The 21,978-nt window shown below is 38.5% G+C and carries 18 protein-coding genes; 2 read left to right on the top strand and 16 right to left on the bottom strand.

The genetic code is table 11. The features are described from left to right. Window positions 1–573: 573 nt before the first annotated feature. From AM500_RS05260 to AM500_RS05250, 3 genes are all read right to left on the bottom strand, one after another. A complete protein-coding gene (locus AM500_RS05260; RefSeq protein ID WP_053598285.1) occupies window positions 574–1,611 on the bottom strand; it encodes a M14 family zinc carboxypeptidase in 1,038 nt (345 codons plus the stop codon). 260 nt (window positions 1,612–1,871) lie between these two features. Continuing rightward, window positions 1,872–2,618, bottom strand: coding sequence for an endonuclease I family protein (locus tag AM500_RS05255; protein WP_231688111.1), 747 nt, complete (start codon window positions 2,616–2,618; stop codon window positions 1,872–1,874). A 26-nt stretch (window positions 2,619–2,644) separates the two neighbouring features. Continuing rightward, on the bottom strand, window positions 2,645–3,610 hold the full coding sequence (locus tag AM500_RS05250; RefSeq protein ID WP_053598283.1) for a S8 family peptidase: 966 nt from the start codon (window positions 3,608–3,610) through the stop codon (window positions 2,645–2,647). Window positions 3,611–3,864: 254 nt separating this feature from the next. Here AM500_RS05250 and AM500_RS05245 point away from each other — a divergent pair, with 254 nt between their 5' ends. Further along, entirely contained in the window at window positions 3,865–4,776 is a 912-nt protein-coding gene (locus AM500_RS05245; protein ID WP_053598282.1) for a hypothetical protein, read from the top strand. A 54-nt stretch (window positions 4,777–4,830) separates the two neighbouring features. Here the strand turns inward: AM500_RS05245 and AM500_RS05240 are convergent, their stop codons facing one another. From AM500_RS05240 to sdaAB, 5 genes are all read right to left on the bottom strand, one after another. After that, window positions 4,831–5,274: a hypothetical protein gene (locus AM500_RS05240; RefSeq protein ID WP_053598281.1), complete on the bottom strand. Its 444-nt coding sequence runs from the start codon at window positions 5,272–5,274 to the stop codon at window positions 4,831–4,833. A gap of 39 nt (window positions 5,275–5,313) precedes the next feature. After that, on the bottom strand, window positions 5,314–6,198 hold the full coding sequence (locus AM500_RS05235) for a DUF3895 domain-containing protein (protein WP_053598280.1): 885 nt from the start codon (window positions 6,196–6,198) through the stop codon (window positions 5,314–5,316). 454 nt (window positions 6,199–6,652) lie between these two features. Then, window positions 6,653–7,975, bottom strand: a complete 1,323-nt coding sequence (locus tag AM500_RS05230) for an aromatic amino acid transport family protein (protein WP_053598279.1) — start codon at window positions 7,973–7,975, stop codon at window positions 6,653–6,655. A 475-nt stretch (window positions 7,976–8,450) separates the two neighbouring features. Beyond that, window positions 8,451–9,347, bottom strand: a complete 897-nt coding sequence (sdaAA, locus tag AM500_RS05225; RefSeq protein ID WP_053598278.1) for an L-serine ammonia-lyase, iron-sulfur-dependent, subunit alpha — start codon at window positions 9,345–9,347, stop codon at window positions 8,451–8,453. Window positions 9,348–9,368: 21 nt separating this feature from the next. Next, window positions 9,369–10,067 (bottom strand): L-serine ammonia-lyase, iron-sulfur-dependent subunit beta, encoded by a 699-nt coding sequence (gene sdaAB / locus AM500_RS05220; protein ID WP_053598277.1) that lies wholly within the window; start codon window positions 10,065–10,067, stop codon window positions 9,369–9,371. A gap of 606 nt (window positions 10,068–10,673) precedes the next feature. Here sdaAB and AM500_RS05215 point away from each other — a divergent pair. Next, entirely contained in the window at window positions 10,674–11,369 is a 696-nt protein-coding gene (locus tag AM500_RS05215) for a helix-turn-helix transcriptional regulator (RefSeq protein WP_053598276.1), read from the top strand. Between the two features lie 185 nt (window positions 11,370–11,554). On the opposite strand, the gene AM500_RS05210 is transcribed toward AM500_RS05215, so the two are convergent. From AM500_RS05210 to AM500_RS05170, 8 genes are all read right to left on the bottom strand, one after another. After that, window positions 11,555–12,586, bottom strand: a complete 1,032-nt coding sequence (locus AM500_RS05210) for a ketopantoate reductase family protein (protein ID WP_053598275.1) — start codon at window positions 12,584–12,586, stop codon at window positions 11,555–11,557. A 70-nt stretch (window positions 12,587–12,656) separates the two neighbouring features. Then, the gene (locus AM500_RS05205) at window positions 12,657–13,928 is read right to left on the bottom strand and encodes a hydroxymethylglutaryl-CoA reductase, degradative (RefSeq protein ID WP_053598274.1); all 1,272 of its coding nucleotides are present in this window, start codon (window positions 13,926–13,928) and stop codon (window positions 12,657–12,659) included. 33 nt (window positions 13,929–13,961) lie between these two features. After that, on the bottom strand, window positions 13,962–15,284 hold the full coding sequence (locus tag AM500_RS05200; RefSeq protein ID WP_053598273.1) for a gluconate:H+ symporter: 1,323 nt from the start codon (window positions 15,282–15,284) through the stop codon (window positions 13,962–13,964). A gap of 100 nt (window positions 15,285–15,384) precedes the next feature. After that, a complete protein-coding gene (locus tag AM500_RS05195) occupies window positions 15,385–16,365 on the bottom strand; it encodes a 3-hydroxyacyl-CoA dehydrogenase family protein (protein WP_053598272.1) in 981 nt (326 codons plus the stop codon). Between the two features lie 12 nt (window positions 16,366–16,377). Continuing rightward, complete coding sequence (locus tag AM500_RS05190) at window positions 16,378–17,214, bottom strand: beta-keto acid cleavage family enzyme (protein ID WP_053598271.1); 837 nt, start codon at window positions 17,212–17,214, stop codon at window positions 16,378–16,380. Between the two features lie 207 nt (window positions 17,215–17,421). Then, window positions 17,422–18,834 (bottom strand): sigma-54 interaction domain-containing protein, encoded by a 1,413-nt coding sequence (locus AM500_RS05185; protein ID WP_053598270.1) that lies wholly within the window; start codon window positions 18,832–18,834, stop codon window positions 17,422–17,424. Between the two features lie 824 nt (window positions 18,835–19,658). Continuing rightward, window positions 19,659–20,432 (bottom strand): STAS domain-containing protein, encoded by a 774-nt coding sequence (locus AM500_RS05175; protein ID WP_053598268.1) that lies wholly within the window; start codon window positions 20,430–20,432, stop codon window positions 19,659–19,661. A 431-nt stretch (window positions 20,433–20,863) separates the two neighbouring features. Then, entirely contained in the window at window positions 20,864–21,409 is a 546-nt protein-coding gene (locus AM500_RS05170) for a competence protein ComK (protein WP_053598267.1), read from the bottom strand. Between the last annotated feature and the right edge of the window lie 569 nt (window positions 21,410–21,978).

The raw sequence follows: 21,978 nt of genomic DNA, 5'->3' as shown, positions 1-21,978 counted from the left end.
AACCTAAAATCCATGCAAACCTACTAAACAATTACCTAATTTTTCTATACCACCATTCCTTTAAAGTAACTGTGGTAATATATGTAAAAGCTAGATTTTAAAGAGGGATGACCACCTACCCTCAGGGATTTTATTTCTATAAGTTTAAACAGTGATGTGTAATTCTTCCACACTCAACCGGTTTTTGCGGAATAATAGTTATGCCTGTTGCTATACCTGCAAATATTGCTAGTGTACTATTGGTCCAGGTAAGGATGGTACTGCCATTGCACATATTGGAGGCTACGATTTAAAGGACGACCAGGTAAAAACGTTAGTATATACATACTTAGCTGGAAATGGAGCGAAAGAAATCCTTAAGAATACGGGAATAGTTGTAGTTAAAACTTGCTATAAATGGAATTAAAAAAATACCGGGAGCAGTAATCGCCAAAATAAATCAAGCGGTCGGTTTCCGTCTAGTAACCAAGGGCAAAGAGGAATCCCATTGTATCCGTTGTATTGCTGAACATGGCAATAAGCGCAGAACCTGATAGGTCCCGCGCTTATTTATCTCTCTATTTTCCGGATTGGTTAATAACTATAATGCTGCTCAGGAAGGTTGTCGTATATGGCTGGGTCTGTTGAGTCAATCGACCCGTTGGCAACAGCCTTGGCGGTTGCATCCATGGCTGTAAAGGCCTGCTTTATGAGATATCCGTTTGATTTTTGGCCCAAGACATATGGCTCATAGGAGTGGTCGGCCATGCCCCGCATTTCGAACAGGATGACGGAGATATCATACTGAAGTGCCATCGCATTGGATGCAACTGCTGTATTGGTCGATGGCTCATCGTATTTCAGAACAAATCCCCACCCTTTGGAATTTGTACTTTCGACAAGGACAGAGGCTAGCTTCTTGGAGCCCAGCAACACGTCAGGATCCACATTTGGATGATAGGGAGCAAGTACCGAACCAGAGGTCAATTTACCGAAATAATCCTCTTGTGTCCCTTGATGATGAAAATCAATCATATAATCAATCTTATATTTTTGAAGGACATTAGTGTGCAATGCTTTTGTTTCGGGTGCCACCTTGTTTACGTGGTCGCGGTTGAGATCCATTCTATCAGCGTTGTAGCGGGTTAAATGACGTCCGCTGGCCATATAGTTATCAAGTGAAAAATTCACATCTCCCATAGCGCCATCGACATTAAACATGGGGACGATAAGAATATTAACTTTCTCTAGCATATCCTGAATATTTTTTGAATTAGAGCCAAGATGGCGTATGTACTCAAGAGCTCCTTCGGTGGTTAACGCTTCGTTCCCGTGCTGCTGGGTTAGGAAAAGGATGGTTGGGTTTTCCGGATTGGTCCCGTACTTTGCTAGAAAGAGGTCACGTCCTTTTACTGATTGGCCAATCACTTCCAGTTTCATATGTGGCTGCCTCTGGGCCTCTTTTTTTAGAAAATCAACCATTTCCTCATAGGTTGTCAGCCTTGCCGTTTGTACAGTTTCATTCCCATTGACATCAGGTCCGTTCCCAATAGCAAACGTTGGTCCAGCAGGTATTATCCCGGAACTGGCTATCACTGCCGAAAATGATAGTGCAAGCAACTTTTTCTTCACCTAAATTCCCCTTTTCAAATAAAATCATAATGTTAAATCTTCTTTATTATAAAGGGGGCAAGAATTTAATTTCTACAAATTGCGAAATTTCCGACAAAAATGAATCTAATAGACTAGGATTATCAAAAATGACATAATTCCGGCGGTGACAGTGGACCTACTTCATACCCCCACTATTTTGGAAGATTCTATAAAAATCGCCTTTGATATTGAAAAAAGGTGCTGGCCAATTGACCAGCACCTCTGTGCCTCTTATACTTTTAAATCAGCTTCTCCGCCCATTCAGGATAATCGATAAACGGGTTCCTATTGCCCTGAATCTCAAATATAGCCGCATTTCTGTGTGTTTCATACGTCGTCACTGGATACTGGTTATGCCATGTTAGTAATAGTGACCAATTAACTTTATCATGGATGTCCACATTCTTATATCTAAGTATGAAATACATCGTTGCTCTTGAAACGATGCCTTTTCCGTACTCTGGCTCAAACTTTTCCTCTTCTGCCATTCCGCAGCCTTCCCGTATTCGTTGTATGGAAGCTTCAGGCTCGTATGTGGCGAAGTCATGGTATGGAAAGTTGCTTCTCATTAAGTTGCACGACGGCTCGCAGGCAAAAAGATGGTGGAGATCGCCGCGCATCGGCTCTTGCTCATTAAACCAGGATTGCGGGACGACATGTTCACAATTAAATAATTGATTTCCTGCCAAAACACCCGGTTCATTATTTTTCAGGCGTTCCAGCAGCATCATGTCGTGGACAATCGTCTTCGAAACATCCATTCTTTTTCCAGAATAAAGGCTCTTGAGCTCGCCGTTTTCCTGCAAGTCTACCCATGGGTACACATAGCGGTGGGGTGAGTACGATGGCCTGTTCGTGTGTGTGCTTTCAATCAGGCGCTGGACACTGCTTTTTAAATCCGAAAAATCGATATCCTTATAAAACTGAATCTTGGCTTGTTGATCCGTGAATTCATCGTAATAAGGTTTGTCCGTTTTATTTTCCAACAACCTTCGAACCTCGGCAGCAAATATCATAATGCCTGCAATACCGAAGCCTGGAATTCATTGTCAAAAATCTTCGATAGGTGTTCTGGTACGGTTAAATAAACGAGTCCGTTCCCTTCAAGCCGCTGGGAATTTCCGAGTGGGACTGTTCGTTTAATTAGCTGTGCAAAGAGCTCTGATTCCGAAAGCTTCCTGTCAAAGCTTCTAGTTGCCAGAACCTTGATCAGTGCCAATGCTCCTGACACATGGGGAGCAGCCATTGATGTTCCAGATAAGGCAGCATATTTACCATTAAGGTAGGTGGACATTATTTTTTCGCCGGGAGCCACCAGGTCAATTTCATTATTGGAATTTGAAAAATCCGAGGAACGCCTGTCCAGAGTGATGGAACCCACGCTGATGACTTCGTTATAACAGCCAGGATAGGCGAATTCATTCGTGTCGTCTTTTCCATCGCCTTCATTTCCAGCAGCGCAAACGACGAGTATATTGTTCCGCACGGCGTTCCTGATGGCGTCATGAAGCTCAGGCACATCGTTCGGACCCCCGAGGGACATCGAAATGATATCCACTTTCTGTTCCACTGCATAATTTATCCCATCTATAATCCACTTGTATTGCCCGGAGCCATTTTTGGCCAAAACCTTGATGATCAGAAGATTGGCTTCTGGGGCAGTACCAATGACTCCAAATTCATTCGCTCCAGCAGCAATTGTGCCGGCAACATGTGTGCCATGGCCATTGTAATCGTTGAAAATGTCGGGATTTCCTCTATCATCGGAAGTGAAATTTCTGCCCCCGATAATCCGGTCCTTTAGGTCAGGATGGTCGATGTCACAGCCTGTATCGAGCACAGCAACAGTGATACCTTCCCCCTTCGTTTCGCCCCAGATCTCAGGAGCCTGAATTAGCTCTACACCTGCCGGAACCTCGTTTACTGTTTCTATTGTTTCAACCACTTGGTACGGAATAACACGGACATATCGATCCATTTACTTCCCTCCCTTTAGGATTAACTATGGAGCCAAGACTTGGTGTTACCTCTATTATAATATTTTACTGAATATTCAAACAGTTTATTTTGTCATATGTTCTTCGAAAAATATTGGGAAAAAATTTCTAGCTTAGGAACCCCACCCACTTAATGTTGCCAAGATTAATATGAAACTAGGGAAATGAGCACTTGCCTCAAAAATAGAATTCACTTATATTTTTTGTATATTTTGAATAATCAAAGGGGTGGACAATGAATAATATTGATTTTAGCGATGTGCATAAATTTTTGGTTTCCGTTGGGTTAGGAACGATCGTTTTTGCATTTCTACTGCCATGGTTCTTTTTAAAAGAAGAATTCAATCTTTACCTTGAAAAAGATACAGTGGCCAAGTATACGGATGACTCCCAAAAAGTCATTCATCTTAAAAACTCAATATTATTTGACTTATTTTCCAACCTACATTGGATTACTATTTTATTTCTAACAATTGGACTTTTTTTGATAGGTGTAGGAATTTTCCATTGGTGGAGAAAACAGAAGGAATTCGATAAAGGGCAAGTTCTGGACAATGTGAATAAAGAGCTGACAAACGAGAAGTTAAAAAGGGAATTAGAGGATACGACACCTAGTGAGAAAGCTTCAGCTGTATTAAATGAAATTAATGTGGACCTCTTTGGCACTGCAAGTGTTGCGACAAGTGATAGCATAGTGCCTGAAAATCCAAGTTCTCAGAAAACCTCTGTAACTTCAACTGAAAGTATCGAAATCGTAAAGGCCTATAACAGAATTGAACAGATCATTGTTGGGAAAATAACCGAGAAATATTCCAATAAATATGAGGTAGTACTGGATAAGAAAATCCTGAACTTAAATTTGAATATTTTATTACTCGGTAGAACAAATGATTTTTCTGATAGAATTATTGAAATTAAATACAGGTCGCAAAGTCCACTTACATTAACTGAAGCTACTGAATTGATTGATGCATTGGAACAGGTTTATAAACTTGCTACCGGAAGAATAGCGATTCCCCTTATTGTTCTGGTTACTTCCGCTAAAATTAAGATTCATTCAGAACAGATACTGAACCCCTTAATCTCACAAAATAAATTAGTACTTTTAACTGAAGATGAGTTAATAGACTGGGATCCTATTTTATAAAACAAATAGGGACGGTTCTATCAAAAAAGAACCGTCCCCACTTTGCCTTTATGCCTAATCCATATACCAATCTGCTTTAGAGTACGCACTAGGCTGATAGTATCTCTTTCTCATCATCAAAATAATATCCCATTTCCGATGGATGAAATAACTGATAATCAAGACCAGAAAAGCTGAACCTTGATATACACGCTGGCCATATGATTCTCGTATTTTTTCTCCCAAGAATATATCCAGTGGAAGAAACAATAAAAAAGCCAGAACCATTAAGTGCATTCCAAGCACAAAATAAACCCCATACCCCGAAATATCGTATTTAGCGATCCATTTGAATAAAAACAAATAAGAAGCCACCAAGACAACCAATATAACAAAAGATCCTATCCAGGTTTCTCCATTCTTAAGCTCTTCAAAAATAACTCCAAATAAAATAACCAATACAAACGATAAACTTGCTAACAAGCAATACTGAATAAATTTCACTATAGAAATAGGCATCCACTTCCCCCCTCTCGCCAAATTAGGTTATTAGTAGGCCTAATTCAGTACATACACCCACTTCAATTTCTCCCCCGTCCTCGAGAAATAGCCTCTTTGCACAAGGGCCTCTATGTACTTTGCCACTTCAATCTGGGCTTTTAGTTTCCCTGTCACGTACCTCTCACCACCAATTAACTCCATCTGAAGCAGCCATTCACAGAGACCCTCGAGGTTCGAGGCACCATAAAGGTTAAAATAGTAAAATACAGCCTTTTGTATGATGGGGTTGAGAGGGGAATCCACCTCCGGAACGTGAAGTGAACTCAACTCTTGTTCGAGGTTCTTCCTCTCTAGTCCCCTCTCTTCCTCAGCTTGTTTCTTTATAAATTCACGGATGATATCTTTTGCCTTTTCTTCCTGCCTATTTGTCAATGGAAGGCCAAGGGAAAGCTGCCTTTGTATTTCGCGCGGAAGGAGCTCGGTATACACCAAATCAAAAGACGGTTTCCACCCATTTTCCCATTTGCTCAGGACCTCGTCCATTTCCAGGTCAACTTCCTGCAGACCTTTTACAACATCTTTTGCGATATGGGGAGGAAAGCCGGTATGCTGCTCGAAATGGGTAATACCAAACCTCAGCACCTTTCCAGTTTTGTTGTTTTGGACAATATACTGATAGCGGAGGCTTTTCCCGCACTCGCATTTTAGTTCGTCCGTTACCATCCCCCCATCGATATAATCCACAAGTTCCCATTGTGTCATTTCATCAAGGATAGCCTGTTCAGATAAATCGTTTCCTTTATTCGCCTTTAAGCGGGCTATAAAGTTCGCATAATATGTCCTCTTGCCCCTTTTAAGGGAATCCTGTAGAAACTCCCGCTGTTCATCGTTCAGTTCACCCATCAAGCGATCCCGGTCACTTTTGTTAAGATATACAATCATCCTGAGTCCTCCCGATATAATTTCCCCTTCTATTATATCAAGCACGTTGCTATCTCTAAGCTATTATTGGGTATAAAATTTTTGATAAAAACATGGACAAGGTAAATGACTGAACAATTTGGGGGAGTAACGGGTTGGTTAGAAAGGCCCCGTAAATTTTTGTCCTCGAGGATCGGGAGTTTTGGGAGATAACATTATAGGAGAGGATGAGGGGTTCTAATCGTTCTTTTAATAGAACAATTATCTGGTTTATCGGTCTAATATGAAATTTTTCGGTCCAGGAAAATTTTTATCGGTCTAACCACACCTCTGCCGGCCCCTCCACAATTCAGCGAGTACTCGCAGCAACATCTCATGAAACACCACCAGTGAAACTAGAAAAACCGGTAAGTGACCAGCACCTACCCAACAAAAAGAGGCCCACCCAACCCGGATGGCCTCTCACATACTTAACTTAGAAGAACGATTTAATACTTGCAAGGATTGTAAGCACACCGACAATGATAACAAACACGTTGCTCATTTTTCCTTTGTATTTAGCTAGTACTGGTACTTTAGAAATCGCATACATTGGCAGGACACATAGGATAGCTGCAACCAATGGTCCGCTAAGGCTGTCGATTAGTCCGAGGATGCTTGGGTTTTTATAAGCTGCAAACCAGCAAGTTAATACGACGAAAACAAGGATTCCTGTCTTGATTGTTTTTTCTTTTATGGTTACGCCGCGGCTTTTGCCGGATGCGATGACCATATCACGCATTACCTCGAATGCGCCCACATAGTGGCCAAGGAAGGACTTTGTGATAGCCACAAACGCAATGATAGGAGCTGCGATCGTGATAAGAGGCGAACCCAGCTCATTCGCAAGATAAGATAAGATTGACAGGTTTTGTTCTTTTGCCATAACCAGATCATTTGGAGTCAAGCTCAAAACGCTGCTCCAGACGAAGAACATAACGACACCGAATGTCATGATATAACATACTTTTTGGATTTGATTACTTTTAGCATCAACAGCTTCAATTCCATACGTTTGTCTCTGTTTAACAACAAAGGATGAAATGATAGGCGAATGGTTGAATGAGAATACGATAATTGGCAATACCATTAAGATTGTTGCGAAAATTCCTGTTCCAGTTCCAGTTGAAGCAGCTGACAGGCTTGAAAGGCTAAGCATTGATGTATTCCACTGTGGAATCAGCATGAATGCAATGAAAAGCAGAGAAGCAATGAATGGATATACAAGGTAACTCATTACTTTTACAGTGATATCTTGTCCAAAATTTAAGATTGCGATAAGACCGAGTACTAATGCAAGTGACAGAATAGCCCTAGGAGGCTCAGCCATCCCCAACTGATTGACGATAAAGCTGCTTGCGGTGTTTGTAAGTGCGACTGAATACATTAGCACAATCGTGTAAATCGAGACAAAATAAACGATGTTAAAAACGATACTTGCCTTGTTACCGAAGTATTCCCGAATTGTACCTGTGATTCCTTCTTCAGCAGAATCAGAAGCGTAAATCATTTTAGCTAGCGCCCTGTGCGAAAAGTACATGACCGGAAATGCAAGAATAGTAATTAATAGTAATGATAGCAAACCACCGGAACCTGCATTAATAGGCAGGAAGAGTACTCCAGCTCCAATCGCTGTTCCAAAAAGGCTCAGTGCCCAGGTTGTATCTTGTTTGTGCCACTTTTTAGGATCTGGATATTGTTTTTTTACTTCGGTACTTTCTGGCTGGTAGTCCAATTTTCTAGCAGTATTCCCGTACATAGTATTTCCTCCTAGTATTCGATAGTTATTTTAATGCTAAGGAATATGGGCCATTCTTGAAAAATGAATTCATTGCTTTACTTTAATTTTGAAACTGCGATCCCTGCTCAAAAAATATGAGCCTTCTCACCTTACTTATGAGCCTCATATGAGCCGATTCTACACCGATATGAGCATTTAGACATTTACTGGAAACTCTCATTTCTGTCCTAAAAATTTATGAGCCTTTTTACCTCACTTATGAGCCTCATTGAGCCAATTCCACACCGATATGAGCATTTAGACATTTACTGGAAACTCTCATTCCTGCCCTAAAAATTTTTGAGCCTTTTGACCTTACTTATGAGCCTCATATGAGCCAAATCCACACCGATATGAGAATTTAGACATTTACTGGAAACTCTCATTCCTGCCTTAAAAATTTTTGAGTAGATTTCACATTCAAAACTTGTTAACAATTTCACATATTTACCAATTATTGTTGCCTCGGGATGTGTTTTTCTCCAAATATCTTACTTTTAATAGCAATTCCTGTTGGTGTAGCTGCGACTCCGCCTAAGCCTGTCTCTCTTAATTCCCTTGGCATCTGTCTGCCAACTTTATACATCGCTTCAACCACTTCATCCGCATTGATAACGTTGGTTACGCCGGCTAATGCGATGTCAGCTGCTATTAAAGCATTTCCTGTTCCGATGGCGTTTCTCTTTACACAAGGAATTTCCACCAAACCAGCCACTGGGTCACAAACAAGACCGAGCAGATTTTGCAATGCAGTTGAGAACGCTTCAGAAGATTGCTGTGGAGTTCCTCCACCAGCTTCGACTGCTGCAGCGGCTGCCATTGCTGAGGCACTGCCTACTTCGGCTTGACATCCTCCGAACGCTCCGGCAATACAAGCATTATTTGCGACGACCATTCCCAATAATGCTGTAGTGAATAGAAAATGGACCATATCGTCGTGAGTTAACTCAAGTGTATCTTTTATAGCAAATAGTACCCCTGGGATTGTCCCACTTGCGCCTGCAGTTGGAGTTGCACAAATAACCCCTAATGAAGCATTCACTTCATTCACACCCATAGCACTTTGGACGCCGAGCACCATCAAATCTCCAGAAAGAGTCTTTTTGCTTTCCCGGTATTTCTTGATTTTAACGGCATCACCGCCGGTTAAGCCGGTTGGAGAAAATACTCCGTCACCTTCGAGGCTTTTTTTAACCGAATTTTCCATTACCTCCAGGTTTCGTTCCATCTTGCTCCAAACTTCTTCATAAGAAAGTTTAGTTTGCTCCATTTCATGTTCAATTGCTAATGCATAAATCGGCATGTTCCTTTTATTCGCTGCATCTACAATTTCTTTTATGCTCATATACATGTTTTTTTCCTCCTCAACTAGCTAAAGAATAATGATATTAGCTATGCTGCTTAAACTTTCTAGTTCCTTCCGGACATCACCGGGCAAGAACGAATCCAGTGAGAAAGCATACAAATGCTTGCCGTTTTCCACCATCGTAATAAAGTTTTCTATTTCAACGTTATTTTTTTGAAAAATCCTTCGTAAAACAAATCCAAGATCCGTTTCTTCGGAAATCGCGAGGATGAGTGGCAATGTCCCCTCCAAACTCAAGCTGAACCCGTCAATTTCAATATGTTTAACCTCGATCAATCCGCCGCCTACCGAAATACCCAACGTGCGAATACTGTGTTGATCATCTTCCATATAAACATCTGCGGTATTTGGGTGATCTGCGGGACTGTCGCCTTCTATTTCTAAAAACGTAATGTCGATACCTTTGGATTCTGCTATTTTAATAGCAATCGGAACTCTGCTGTCATCAGCAGCAAACCCTAAAATCCCAGCAATAATCGCAAAATCAGTTCCGTGTCCTTTATGCGTTTCAGCAAAAGATTCATAATACTTGACCACGACTTTTTTGGGGAGACCTTGAAATAATTTATTGGCTACTGCGCCAATAGCTAAAGCTCCTGCAGTATGAGAACTTGATGGACCGATCATGACCGGCCCGATCACATCAAAACAACTTTTGTATTTAATAACCTTTTTCTCTTTGATAGGCACTACTTTCGTGTTCATGCAAACACCTCCATATTTATAGTTTTATTGCGGCTGTATCTACTTCAAAAGCGTAACCTGGTGTCTTTCTATCAGAGGCAGAGAAAACGTTTACAACCTCGGCGAAAAAAAATAGTATATTCATTTAAATTTTCTAATAATTTATTACAACGGTTATATTTTTTTATTACAAGGAAAATATATCACGCTGCTTCTTCCTCTGTCAATTGATAATAATAAACTATTTTTATAAAAAAAAATTATTATTTTAACTCTTGGTATATTCTAAATTCTTTTGCTATAATGTGACTATCAATGGAATTTAATTAAACTAGATTCATAAATATATCTCTATCATTGGAGTGGTCACACACCGTAAAAAGAGCAGCAATGCTGGCATTTCCCCGTAACATGCCGGAACGAAGGAGTTGGCACCCGGTCTTCCAGATTCATTCTAGGAAACTTGGAGATCGATTGTGCATATATCCTTATTCCACTATCAGGCAGGTACCTCGAAATAAACTATTTACTAGAATAGTCACAGAAATTTAATAAGTTTCAGGTATCCCGCGGGCGGTTCAAGCCGAACCGTTGATAAACGACCATTCTTAAAAGGAGGAATATTCTTTGGATAGCGAGTTATTTCGACATTATACAAATATCATGAATTACTTCGGGGAAATTTTAGGATCTGATTATGAACTTGTTCTGCATATTTTAAATCCTAATGGAGGTTCTCATATTGGTCACATAGTCAATGGAGAACTAAGCGGAAGGTCATTAGACGCTCCATTAACCAACTATGCAAGAAAGCTTATTGAGGAAAAAGTATATTTAAAACAGGATAGTGTTGTAGGGTATGTCGGGGAAGGACCTCGGGGTAAAAAATTCCGATCATCGACTATGTTTATAAAAGATGCTGAAGGAAACTTACAAGGTCTTTTATGTATAAATTTTGATGCAGACGTCTATCGGAAAGTCGCAAAAGACATATTAAAGCTAGCCAACCTAAGCCTGGATATAGAACATATCAATATCAAAACCGAACAAGAACAGCCTATTGAAAAACTGTCAGACAATGTACGTACAATCATCCACACAGTAATAGATAGAGACATACTGGCATCTGGCGCCCAGTTATCACCCGATCAAAAGAAGCTCGTCATCTCCACATTAAAAGATCACGGGGTATTCGAAATTAAAGGGACAATAAACGAAGTGGCCGAAATCATGGGAATGTCCGAATCAAGTGTGTATCGTTACCTTCAAATGGTATCACGAGACCACACACGAAAAGATAACCATAGTTTAGTAATTAGCTGATTAGTGGATTAGCGAAAAATAAAATGATTCCTTGCCTATCCCAACATGAGATACACAAGGAATCATTTTTTTATTTCTTCTGAATTCTATTTGGCCCGCACATACCATAGAGTATTAATAGAGTAATATTACAAGCCCGGCTGCATTGCAAGCCAGGCTATTTTTTTGGTCTCACTATACGAAAATTAAATGTCAGCATTAACTGTATCAAAGCACTCTATATTGACAGAGAAGTTTGGAACATAATGCTGTTCTTCGGCTTTATTTACTAGCTTAACGACTAAATCATTATATGGAGTTTTGACTCCTACAATTCTACCTTTTTGAGATACATAGCCGTTAATATAATCAATCTCAGTTTTCTTGTTTTTTTCCAAGTCTTGAAGCATACTAGCTTTGAGCTTCTCATGAGGCTTCCAGACTTCATTATAAAAATCCATTTTATTTGGTATATCCACTTCATCTTCAAGTTCTAAAAATTCAAAATTTTTACCTTGCATAGGTACCATATTTATTCCCAAAGCATGTGCTACCTTTATGGTTTCATCTGCAATATGGGCCAAGCTATACATTGCCTTTTCATTATATAAAACATCTCCAAAGGTACATCCCAGAGCAGCAGACATGCCACTAAACGTTGAGTTCATTAATAATTTTGACCATTTCATTCCTAGTATATTATCAGAAACCTCACAGTGGCCAATTAATCCTAGAATCTCACTGATTTCTTCTATTCTAGGGGTAATTCTTCCATCAAGTTCACCAATATCAAATGCATATTTTTGGACTACATCCCAAGCTGTAGTTAACTCAGAAACACCTGGTTCTATCCAAGTAGCACCAAATCCTACTACACCACCTACAGTCCTTTCTTTCCCTATCATTTCAGAAACATAGTCTTCAGGTACACCATTTTGTAATGTGCAAACTACACTCTCCGAATGTAAGTGTGGAAGTAATTGATTTAATGCTTCAGAATTATAAACTTGCTTCGTCAATAGGAAAACAAGGTCATATTCTCCGGTCATTTGATCTGGTGTAATCGCGTTTACACGAACAGTTTTATTAATAAAGCCTGTAATTTTAGCACCATTATTATTCAGTGCTTTTACATTTTCCTCGTAGGCATCAATTAAATCTACAGCTTGGCCTCCATCGGTAATTAAGGCCCCAATAATTGTTCCGAGTGAACCTGCTCCCATTATTCCTACTTTCATTTAAAAAGCCTCCTATGTAAAAGGACTACCATTCTTAGAAGTTATAAACTTATATTGTTATACTTTAGTTTTACGCATTAATTTTATTTGTTATTTCACTATATAGCTGTTTAGCGTACTCTAACTGAAAGTTGTTATTTTCTACCATCAAGTTAACGATATGGTTTAAATCTTCATCAGTTGCACCTGTTTGAACGGCAATACTTCTTGCATGTAATGGGGCAAAATCAGCTTGAAGGCCGCCAGTTACGATTGATTTTACAGTTGTCAAATTTTGAGCGAGTCCTACTGATGCAATGACTTGTCCTAATTCTGCAGCTGTTTCTACACCTAGAATCTTAAGTGATACTTGAGCCATAGGATGAATGCTAATATTGCCGCCAACTGTACCAACTGCCATCGGTGTTTCAATTAATCCTAATAAATCTCCATTTTTATCTTTTTTGTATTTTGTTAATGGACGGTATTGGCCTGAACGGGCAGTATAAGAGTGGCATCCAGCTTCAATTGCTCTCGTATCATTGCATGTGGCTAATACAACAGGAACAATTCCATTTAATATTCCTTTATTATGTGTTGCTGCGCGGTATGGATCAGCTTCGGCAATCTCATATGCAGCGACAATTCCGTCAACTACTTCTTCCCCGCCTAAAAGTTCCTTTTTAACTTTCACTGTAGAATAAGCGACCCTTCGATCTGCAAGGTTGGATAATATTTTCAACTTTGCCTTACCCTCAGTTATTTCTTCAATAAATGGTGCCACAGCTTCTGCCATTGTATTAACAGCATTTGCTCCCATTGCATCAACAGTATTAACCAATAGATGAACAGTAACTAAAGGACCAATTTTTGAATCTAAACTTCTAACTTCAACATCCTTTACTCCACCTCCGACGGAAACGAGTTTAGGATCTTTTTTGTTTGCAATTTCTATGATTTTATCTTTATTTTCGAGAATTTTATATTTTGCCAATCTCGGATTTTCTATGTCTACCAACTGAATTTGACCAATCATTAAACTTTCGGTATATCCTGCAGTAAATCCGCCACATTCCTTAATGATTTTAGCCATTTTCGTTACCGAATTAACTAAATATGCCTCTTCAGTAACCATTGGGACCACATACTCTTTCCCATTAATTAGAAAATTGAATGCAACTGCATATGGTAATTCAAATGTACCAATAACATTTTCAATCATGTTATTAGCAACATCTATTTTTAGTGCATCTGGTTCGTTAATGATTTTCACTTCATCGTCAGTAAGATTAGCCGTTTCTTTTACCCACTCTATACGTTTAGAAATTTCTAAGTCCATAAACTTCTCTGAATCAATTTTCATATAAAAATCCTCCTTAAAAAATCTAATTCATAGTTACCCAATGAACATGTTCAATGCTAATACACCAAGGATTCCGTAAATTGCAACTAGAGTATACATGAAACAAACTGACTTAATCGTTTGTCCAATAGTCAAGTTGAAATATTCTTTTGTCATCCAGAAGGATACGTCACTTGGTGGAGCCCAAGCAATTGACGCAGATGCAATGGCAATAACCATTAATTCTATGTTAACCCCTGTTGCCTGAACAATTGGGAGCATAATTCCCGCAGTTGTTAAAATGGTGACGGTCGCAGATCCTACCGCCAATCTAATAATAAGGGCAATAATCCATGCTAAAATAAATGGTGAAATATCCCATGTCCTTGTAAGTTCAGCTATGTAATCGGCCATTCCGCTATCCAATATTACTTGTTTAAAGGCACCACCACCACCTAGTATAAAGATGATTCCACCTATAGAAATTAACGAAGCCTCGACTGACTTCATTAATTGAGACATGGTTTTTCTCTTCCTATGCAGACCAAATACATATAAAGCAAGTAAAAGGCCAATTAACAATGCGATATCTGCATTACCAATGAATGTTAATACTTTATACATAGTTGATGTTTCAGGTAGTGTAAATTGAGCAATTACGCCAATCAAAATAAGAAAAACCGGTGATAAAGCTGTTAAAACCGAAGTTGTAAATGATGGAACTTCATCCATATTAAAGTCTTGATTTGATACTAAACCTTCCGGAATTTTGATATCCCAATTTTTATATAGCTTTCCTAATAATGGACCAAAAAGGAACGCTGCTGGTATCGCTAAAATAAGACCGTATCCTAAGACCACTCCTAAATTTGCATTTAAAACGGTAGCTGCTGCAGTTACTCCTGGATGTGGAGGTAAAAAGACATGTGTCAGGGAAATACCTGCCAAGAACGACATACCGACCTGCATTAATGGAGTCCTCGATGCAATTACAACTGTGTATACAATTGGAATAAGTAATATATAGGTAACTTCATAGAATAAGATAATCCCTAAAATAAATGATGCAGCCAGGATTGCCCAATCAACTCGTTTTTTACCGAATTTTTCTAGAAGAGTATTTGCTATTCTATCGGCCCCGCCGCCATCAGCAATAATTTTACCTAATATAGCACCAAGACCAATAATAATCGCCATATGCCCAAGTGTTCCACCAAGACCAGCTTCAATGGATTTTACAATTGATAACGGTTCCATCCCTTGCAAAAATCCGACGAATATTGCTGATATAAGCAAAGATAAAAAAGCGTTTAATTTAAAAGCAATAATTAAAATAAATAGTAATAGTATCCCCAAACCCAAAGCTATAAGTGGCATATAAGCACACTCCCCCGCATTTTTTTGTTTTTGTTTCATCCAATCAAGGGTTGTCCCAAAGGAATTTTATAAAAGAGACAACCCTATATAGAAAAGTATTTTAATCTAGTACATTTTTTTGAGTAACGGAGTTTTCTTTCATGTAGTATTGGGAAGCTTTTAATTGATGAATTAGACGCTTGTTAAAGTCGTTTCTCTTTTGAGTAAGCGCTTCCGGTTCATATTTAAAAAAGCCTTCTCCTGTTTTAGCTCCTAACCTGCCTTCGTTTACTTTTTCCCGCAGCAGCGGGTTCGCCTCTTTACGATTATCCATCACTGCTAAAAGGTTATCACCCACAGTGCACCAAATGTCTAAACCACCCATATCAGCAACCTCTAGTTGACCAGTAGTAGCATAACGGAATGCTGGTCCGTACATTAAAGCCTTATCAACATCTTCAGGGTCAGCAATACCTTGTTCGATGATTGAAAATACTTCACGTGCAACACCTTGCTGAATCCGATTTGCTACAAGCCCAGGAGCATCCTTGTTGACTTTTACTGATTGTTTATTGATAGATTTAAATAAATCTTCAACTTCCTGAAAAATTTCTTCTGGCATATTACCAAAATGAGAGAGTTCAACAATTGGCATTATATGAGCTGGATTATAGTAGTGGGTAATCATCATCCGTTGTCTTCGCTTTTCAGAAACTAACTCCCACATACCACCTAATGGCAAACTTGAAGTATTGCTCGTAAATATTGTGTGCTCAGGACAAAAATCATCAAGTTGTTTAAAAATTTGTTGTTTTAGTTCCATGTTCTCAGGGATCGACTCTGTAATAAAATCCCTGTTGTATACAGCTTCTTTTAAATCTGAAAAATAATGAATATTAGATAATGCTTTTTCAATGGATTCAACATCAATAAATCCCTCTTCAGCTAGTAAGGAAATATCCGCTCGGATATCTTTACCAACTGAAGTTATTCTATTTTCATCTGGATCATAAAGATTCACATCAAATCCATAAAGCGCAAAGTTTTCTGCAATGCTATGTCCCATTGTTCCGGCGCCAAGTATAGCAATCTTTTTAATCATCGATATTACCCCTTAAGCGGTAACTCCCCTTTTCAAACCTAATATTTCTCTTGCTTCATTAGGTGTCGCGGGTTCTTTACCAAATTCTTTAACAACTCTTACAGCTCTTTCAACAAATTCCGCATTCGATTTAGCTAATCTTCCTTTTGAATAATAGATATTATCTTCCAAACCTACACGGATATGACCTCCTAATGCCAATGTTGTATATAATACTGGCATATGGCCTTTTCCGATTCCGAATGCTGACCAAGTACAATTTTCAGGAAGTAAACTCTTTAAATAAACTAAATTTTCAACAGTAGCTGCTGTCCCCCCAGCTGCACCAAGTACAAATTGATAATGAGTAGGTTCGGCAACTATGCCTTTTTTCACATAATATAAGGTGTTATAGAGCATTCCTGCATCAAATATTTCAACTTCAGGTTTTACTCCATTCTCCAACATAGTTTTACCTAATTTTTCAAGAAATGGCGGTGTATTATAGAATACTGTTTTATTCATCCAGTTCATTGTTCCTGCATCAAATGAGGCAATTTCAGGTTTAATCTCAATGATATGTGCCATTCTTGTTTCATCAGTTGCGTTTAAGTCACCTGATGTTGTCAAATTAAGAATAATATCAATATTTTTCTCATTAATTAATCTTAATGTCTCCTTATATCTTTCAAGGTCCATCGTTCCATTACCGTTATCATCCACCATATGTAAGTGGGCAATTGCTGCACCGGCCTTCCAAACTTCATACACATCATCCGCAATTTCTTGTGGTGTCAAAGGAATATTAGGGTTTTTATCCTTCGCTGGAAATGCACCAGTAAGTGCCGCTGTAATAATCACCTTTTCCATTAAGATCACTCCTTCATATTTATTACCTATATATAATGCAAGGAGTGTGCCAACTTTGAAAGCGCTTATATTTACTGTATTTTCAGTTTTCATCAAATAAAAAAGTGATGATATTTGTCATCACTTTTTATACCCTTTAACACTTTTCACTATTGTCTCCTACTTAAATGAAGTGATGACGAACATCATCTCTCTTGATGATGTTTATCATCGCTTTTCGATCTTAATGCCATGTTTTTTTATTTTCTTAACTACGGTGGATTGATCAATTTTTAATCTTTGAGCCACTTTTCTAGTACTGCCTACTTCTTTGATTGCATCCGTAATAAGCTGTTTCTCAACTGACTCCAATATATCCCACAAGCTCTTTTCATTAGAAAATGAAAAATCTTTCTTAAAATCCGGGTATATCATTCTACTAATCTGTTCATGATCTGCTACAGATCTGTCCTCACTAATAATAACGAGTCTTTCAATAATATTTTGTAGTTCACGTACATTTCCAGGCCAAGAATAGTCTTCCAATAATTCGAAACCACCTTGGCTAATAAACACATTCTTCCCATATTTTTTACTATATGTATTAAGGAAGTATTGTCCCAATAGGATTATATCTTGTTTTCGTTCACGCAATGGAGGGACTTCAATTGGGAGTACATTTAAACGATAATAAAGATCTTCTCTAAATTTTCCCTGTTTAACTTGTTTCAATAAATCTTGATTTGTTGCAGCGATAATGCGAACATCCAGTTTTTGTACCTCACTGCCTCCAACCGGAATTACTTCTTTTTGCTGAATAGCCCTAAGTAATTTTGATTGCAATTCAACTGGCATTTCTCCAATTTCATCAAGAAACAAAGTACCTTCATTTGCCAGCTGGAATAAGCCTAATTTATCCTTTATAGCCCCAGTAAAGGCTCCTTTTACATGACCAAAAAGCTCAGCTTCTAAAAGATTAGCCGGAATTGCAGCACAATTCACTTTGATAAAGTGCTTATTTTTTGTCTTGCTTTTTTGGTAAATCTCATTTGCAATTACTTCTTTTCCAACACCGCTTTCCCCTGTTATTAATAACGTAACATCAAGGGATGAGACTTTATCAATCAAACTAATGACATTTAAAATACCTTGACTTTCGCCGATAATGCCAGTTTTCTCCAAAAGCCGTTTTTTTAAATATTGGATTTCCTCTTCCTTCTTTTCTCTATCTATTTCTGCTGTTAACATTTTCTCTTCTGTTACTTCCAGTTTTTGTTTTAGCATTTGAAAGTCCGTAATATCCCTCTGACTTACTACGACATAAACTAACTCATTTTTTTCATTATATATCGGGTTCCCTGATATCAGCATGTCCACTCCACCCTTTGCCTTGCCAATGGAATTGACCTGCCTTCCTTGTCTGATTACTTCAGGAGTAACTGGATTTTTATAGATACCCTTTGCTTCCATATCTGTTACATACTTTCCAACTACTTCTTCATATTTCAGGCCAGACATAATTTGGTATGCATCATTTACATATATAGTTTTGCCTTTTTGATCAGAAATGAACACTCCGTCATAGAGCTTATCTAACGCCATTTTGAAGGGGCACGTGTGCTGTTCTATCTTCTGAAGCACTCTTCACCATCTCCTTGAAAGTTATTATTATTCTAATTATTCCTAAATTTTATCAATATATTATAGCATAGAGAGAGGTTTGTACTTCTTGGAATTGTACGTGTTTGAAATAATGCCATGTTTAATTGGAAAACTGACTCTCTTTTCATCCTGTTCGAACGTACTCCAATTAACTTGGGTTAATCACCTAGACCTTATTAATGTTTGTTTTATATCACTACTAACTAAGTCATTAATGAAGGTGTCTAGAAAATAGCCCTATACATAGAGCAAAATTTCTACTCATACAGATATGTAAGGATTTGAAGAATTCTGCTGCTCTTTTTTATGTTTAGCTATTTAAAGGAGTATGGGAAGGGGGAACTAATAAGGGATGGACAAGTCGAGAATTAACAGCAACATTAAAAATGGAGTGCAGCCTTAAAGGCAAGCACTCCATTTTATATTTTGGATTAAATAACATAAGGGTTATCTTAACCGGGACATGATTTATATAAATTTCCAATAACTATAATACAAAACTAATAAAAACGAAAAGGTGAGTATATGCTTAAACATATTTCCTCTTTTTTTGTTCCCTATCAAAATTTTGTTACAGCGATTGGGTTAAAAAAAGTGCTGATGACATTCTTGAAGCAATTGAGTTTTAGGCCTGAAGGAGAACATCGGTTAGTGTACTCAGCCAATGCTTCAAAAATAGCACCTTTGACAGCGCTAAAGCGACTTTCCACGGGCTGCCTGGGAGCCTAAGCTATTACCCTGACCTTGTTCGGTTTCTTCTATAGAAAAAAGCCACAAGAACCGTACTCATGGCTTCCTTTGGCTTATCTTTGGTCTTTAATCGAATACTCTACGCCTGAAAAGTGGAGGGCATCCTTAACAGTGGCAAAAGTAATGATGTCCTTAAAATTAATACCAAGCTTAACTGCGTCCATAGCTAATTCTGGACGTAAGCCTGTTATCAGGCTCTGAACTCCCAGCATTTTTAGGACATTGCTAATTTTAAAAAGAGAATCAATAACTAAAGCGTCAATAGCGTAAATTCCGGAGCAATCTAATATTAGCTTGCTTACGTTTTGCTTTTGGACGTTAACAGGTACCATTTCTAAGAGTTTACTTGCCCTATCATGATCGATCCGGCCTGATAAATTCAGGACCGCAATTCCTCCTAACAGGGGCACAATGGTTGAGGCAAGCTCGTCTAACTCTGTATTCATTTCTTTTTTCATATTCTCTAGCTCTTTTTTATTCGTGATGTCTCTTACATACGTTTGAATCGCTTTTGTATCTCCTATTTTGATAGGGTGACAATATAACTCAACGTCAACTGAAGTACCATCCATTTTATAAATTGTCTCTTCAATAATCTCAGCGGGTTTACTGTATGCCCCTGAAATTCTTTTTGTAATCGCGGGTTTAGAGGTATCTCTAAAAATGTCTAAAGGACTCCCTCCAATTACATCTTCCCTGGAAGCTCTAAAAAACCTTTCAGCTGCTTCGTTAATATAAATTATCTTCAATTGTGAATGTACGATTAGTGGCTCTAGTAAATATTCGATTGCCTCTTTGTAATTAATCTCTTCAATATTTTCACTCAATAACTTCCACTCCCTTACCATAAGGTAATTCATCTTACAGTCCTGTCTTAATCTATTGACCTTCCGCGTTCATACGAATAAAAAAACGTTTACCCTGAGGATAAACGTAAGAGTTTTGTGCATATATAAGTCCTATTAAACCTTACTTCAAATTTCTCTATTCTACAAATCATTAGCATTATACAATTTCGATAAACCTCTATGTCATGCACACGATTTCGTTGACCATCTTTTGCCACTATGATGACACTCCACCATAATTCCGTGCGATAACTTCTCCATTGGTCATCAGTCCAGCAACTTCAGTGACCAACGGCCTTTTATGGATGCAAACAATGGTTAGATCTTCCCCATTACTCTTGCTGGGAATTTGTTACCGGAAGGTTTTTGCAGATTCCCCGTGAACCCTCTTATAGACCTCCCCACTTTCTCTACTTCACCCGATACCCACCATCTTCTTCTGCAATTTTATAGCCGGTTTCAGGTTGGACGTAAAAGGTGATTGGGCTTTTGTTGATTTTGGAAACTGCTTTCCGAAGCCTTCTTGCTTTGTGCAGTTTCTTAATGAAAACATACTCTTTCATATCTAGAACAACAGTATGTCCAAAACTTAAGAATACCCGGGTCGTATTGGAATTAATGGCCTCCATATCCTGGACGTGCATTAGCGAAAGCCATAAGCAATCATGCCTCCCATATGCCTTGGTCGGAATAAGGAAAATCCCGTGCTGTGCATTGATGGTCAGCAGGTGAACATTCTTCCCCTTGCCAAGCAGGTGCTTGGAACCATCCTTTGCTCCCTGAAGGCTGAAGCCCTGATTCATCAGTGTAAAATCAATTATTTTTAATGGAGACTTATCAACAGTCAGCTTTTTCTCTCCTTCAAAAACCTCCGTTAACCTGTTCCCGGATTCATCATACTCTTCCCAAAAACCAGCTGTATTCTCATTAATTACATACTGTGACAAAATATTCATATAATGCCTCCTATGTTATTCATTGCCTTATTAAAGAATAGGAGTATACTAACAATGTGTTGGTATACTCCAACTGTGCAAGTCCCCGGGACCGTCTGCCCAGACATACTCCCGGGGCTTTGTTGTCTCCATAATTTGTGCCGTCCTATATGCATAGTTTTACACGTGTATTTTAGTAGGTACAGACATATAAAAAGACACCACGAAAAGCATTGCCCTACTGTCCAGAATGGAAAGAGAACGATTATGCTGTATTTCATGATGTCTATCATGGCTGGTATGTGTTAACCTTATAGGCCAGCCATTCATTGATGTGTATTGTGTGCAAGCAAGAATCGTAACGATTCCTTCATGAGAACAAAGGGAATTGAACAAGTATAGATCCCTCCCTCCCCCATATTATGAGTGAAAAGGATTTTGAAGTAAATTCATAATTTTCCATATTTTATGTTGCGAACTCGAAGTATTCATATTACGTGCACGAAATCCTTATTTCGTTATTGCCAGCCAGCTCTAATTTTTGTATAGTATTTTCTCTTTCTTGCATTTCCCCTGCTAAAAAGCAGGCT

The organism is Bacillus sp. FJAT-18017, assembly GCF_001278805.1.
Classification (GTDB): domain Bacteria; phylum Bacillota; class Bacilli; order Bacillales; family Cytobacillaceae; genus Bacillus_D.
Note: the sequence above shows the minus strand (reverse complement) of the source record. Positions and strands in the feature narration are given on the sequence as shown.

Coding starts and splice junctions, on each gene's coding strand:
- AM500_RS05200 (WP_053598273.1), bottom strand. CDS start 15,284: ATGCCACTTATAGCTTTGGGTTTGGGGATACTATTACTATTTATTTTA.
- AM500_RS05210 (WP_053598275.1), bottom strand. CDS start 12,586: ATGAAAGTAGGAATAATGGGAGCAGGTTCACTCGGAACAATTATTGGG.
- AM500_RS05240 (WP_053598281.1), bottom strand. CDS start 5,274: ATGCCTATTTCTATAGTGAAATTTATTCAGTATTGCTTGTTAGCAAGT.
- sdaAA (WP_053598278.1), bottom strand. CDS start 9,347: ATGTATATGAGCATAAAAGAAATTGTAGATGCAGCGAATAAAAGGAAC.
- sdaAB (WP_053598277.1), bottom strand. CDS start 10,067: ATGAACACGAAAGTAGTGCCTATCAAAGAGAAAAAGGTTATTAAATAC.
- AM500_RS05170 (WP_053598267.1), bottom strand. CDS start 21,409: ATGAATATTTTGTCACAGTATGTAATTAATGAGAATACAGCTGGTTTT.
- AM500_RS05235 (WP_053598280.1), bottom strand. CDS start 6,198: ATGATTGTATATCTTAACAAAAGTGACCGGGATCGCTTGATGGGTGAA.
- AM500_RS05195 (WP_053598272.1), bottom strand. CDS start 16,365: ATGATTAAAAAGATTGCTATACTTGGCGCCGGAACAATGGGACATAGC.
- AM500_RS05250 (WP_053598283.1), bottom strand. CDS start 3,610: ATGGATCGATATGTCCGTGTTATTCCGTACCAAGTGGTTGAAACAATA.
- AM500_RS05245 (WP_053598282.1), top strand. CDS start 3,865: ATGAATAATATTGATTTTAGCGATGTGCATAAATTTTTGGTTTCCGTT.
- AM500_RS05230 (WP_053598279.1), bottom strand. CDS start 7,975: ATGTACGGGAATACTGCTAGAAAATTGGACTACCAGCCAGAAAGTACC.
- AM500_RS05205 (WP_053598274.1), bottom strand. CDS start 13,928: ATGAAAATTGATTCAGAGAAGTTTATGGACTTAGAAATTTCTAAACGT.
- AM500_RS05190 (WP_053598271.1), bottom strand. CDS start 17,214: ATGGAAAAGGTGATTATTACAGCGGCACTTACTGGTGCATTTCCAGCG.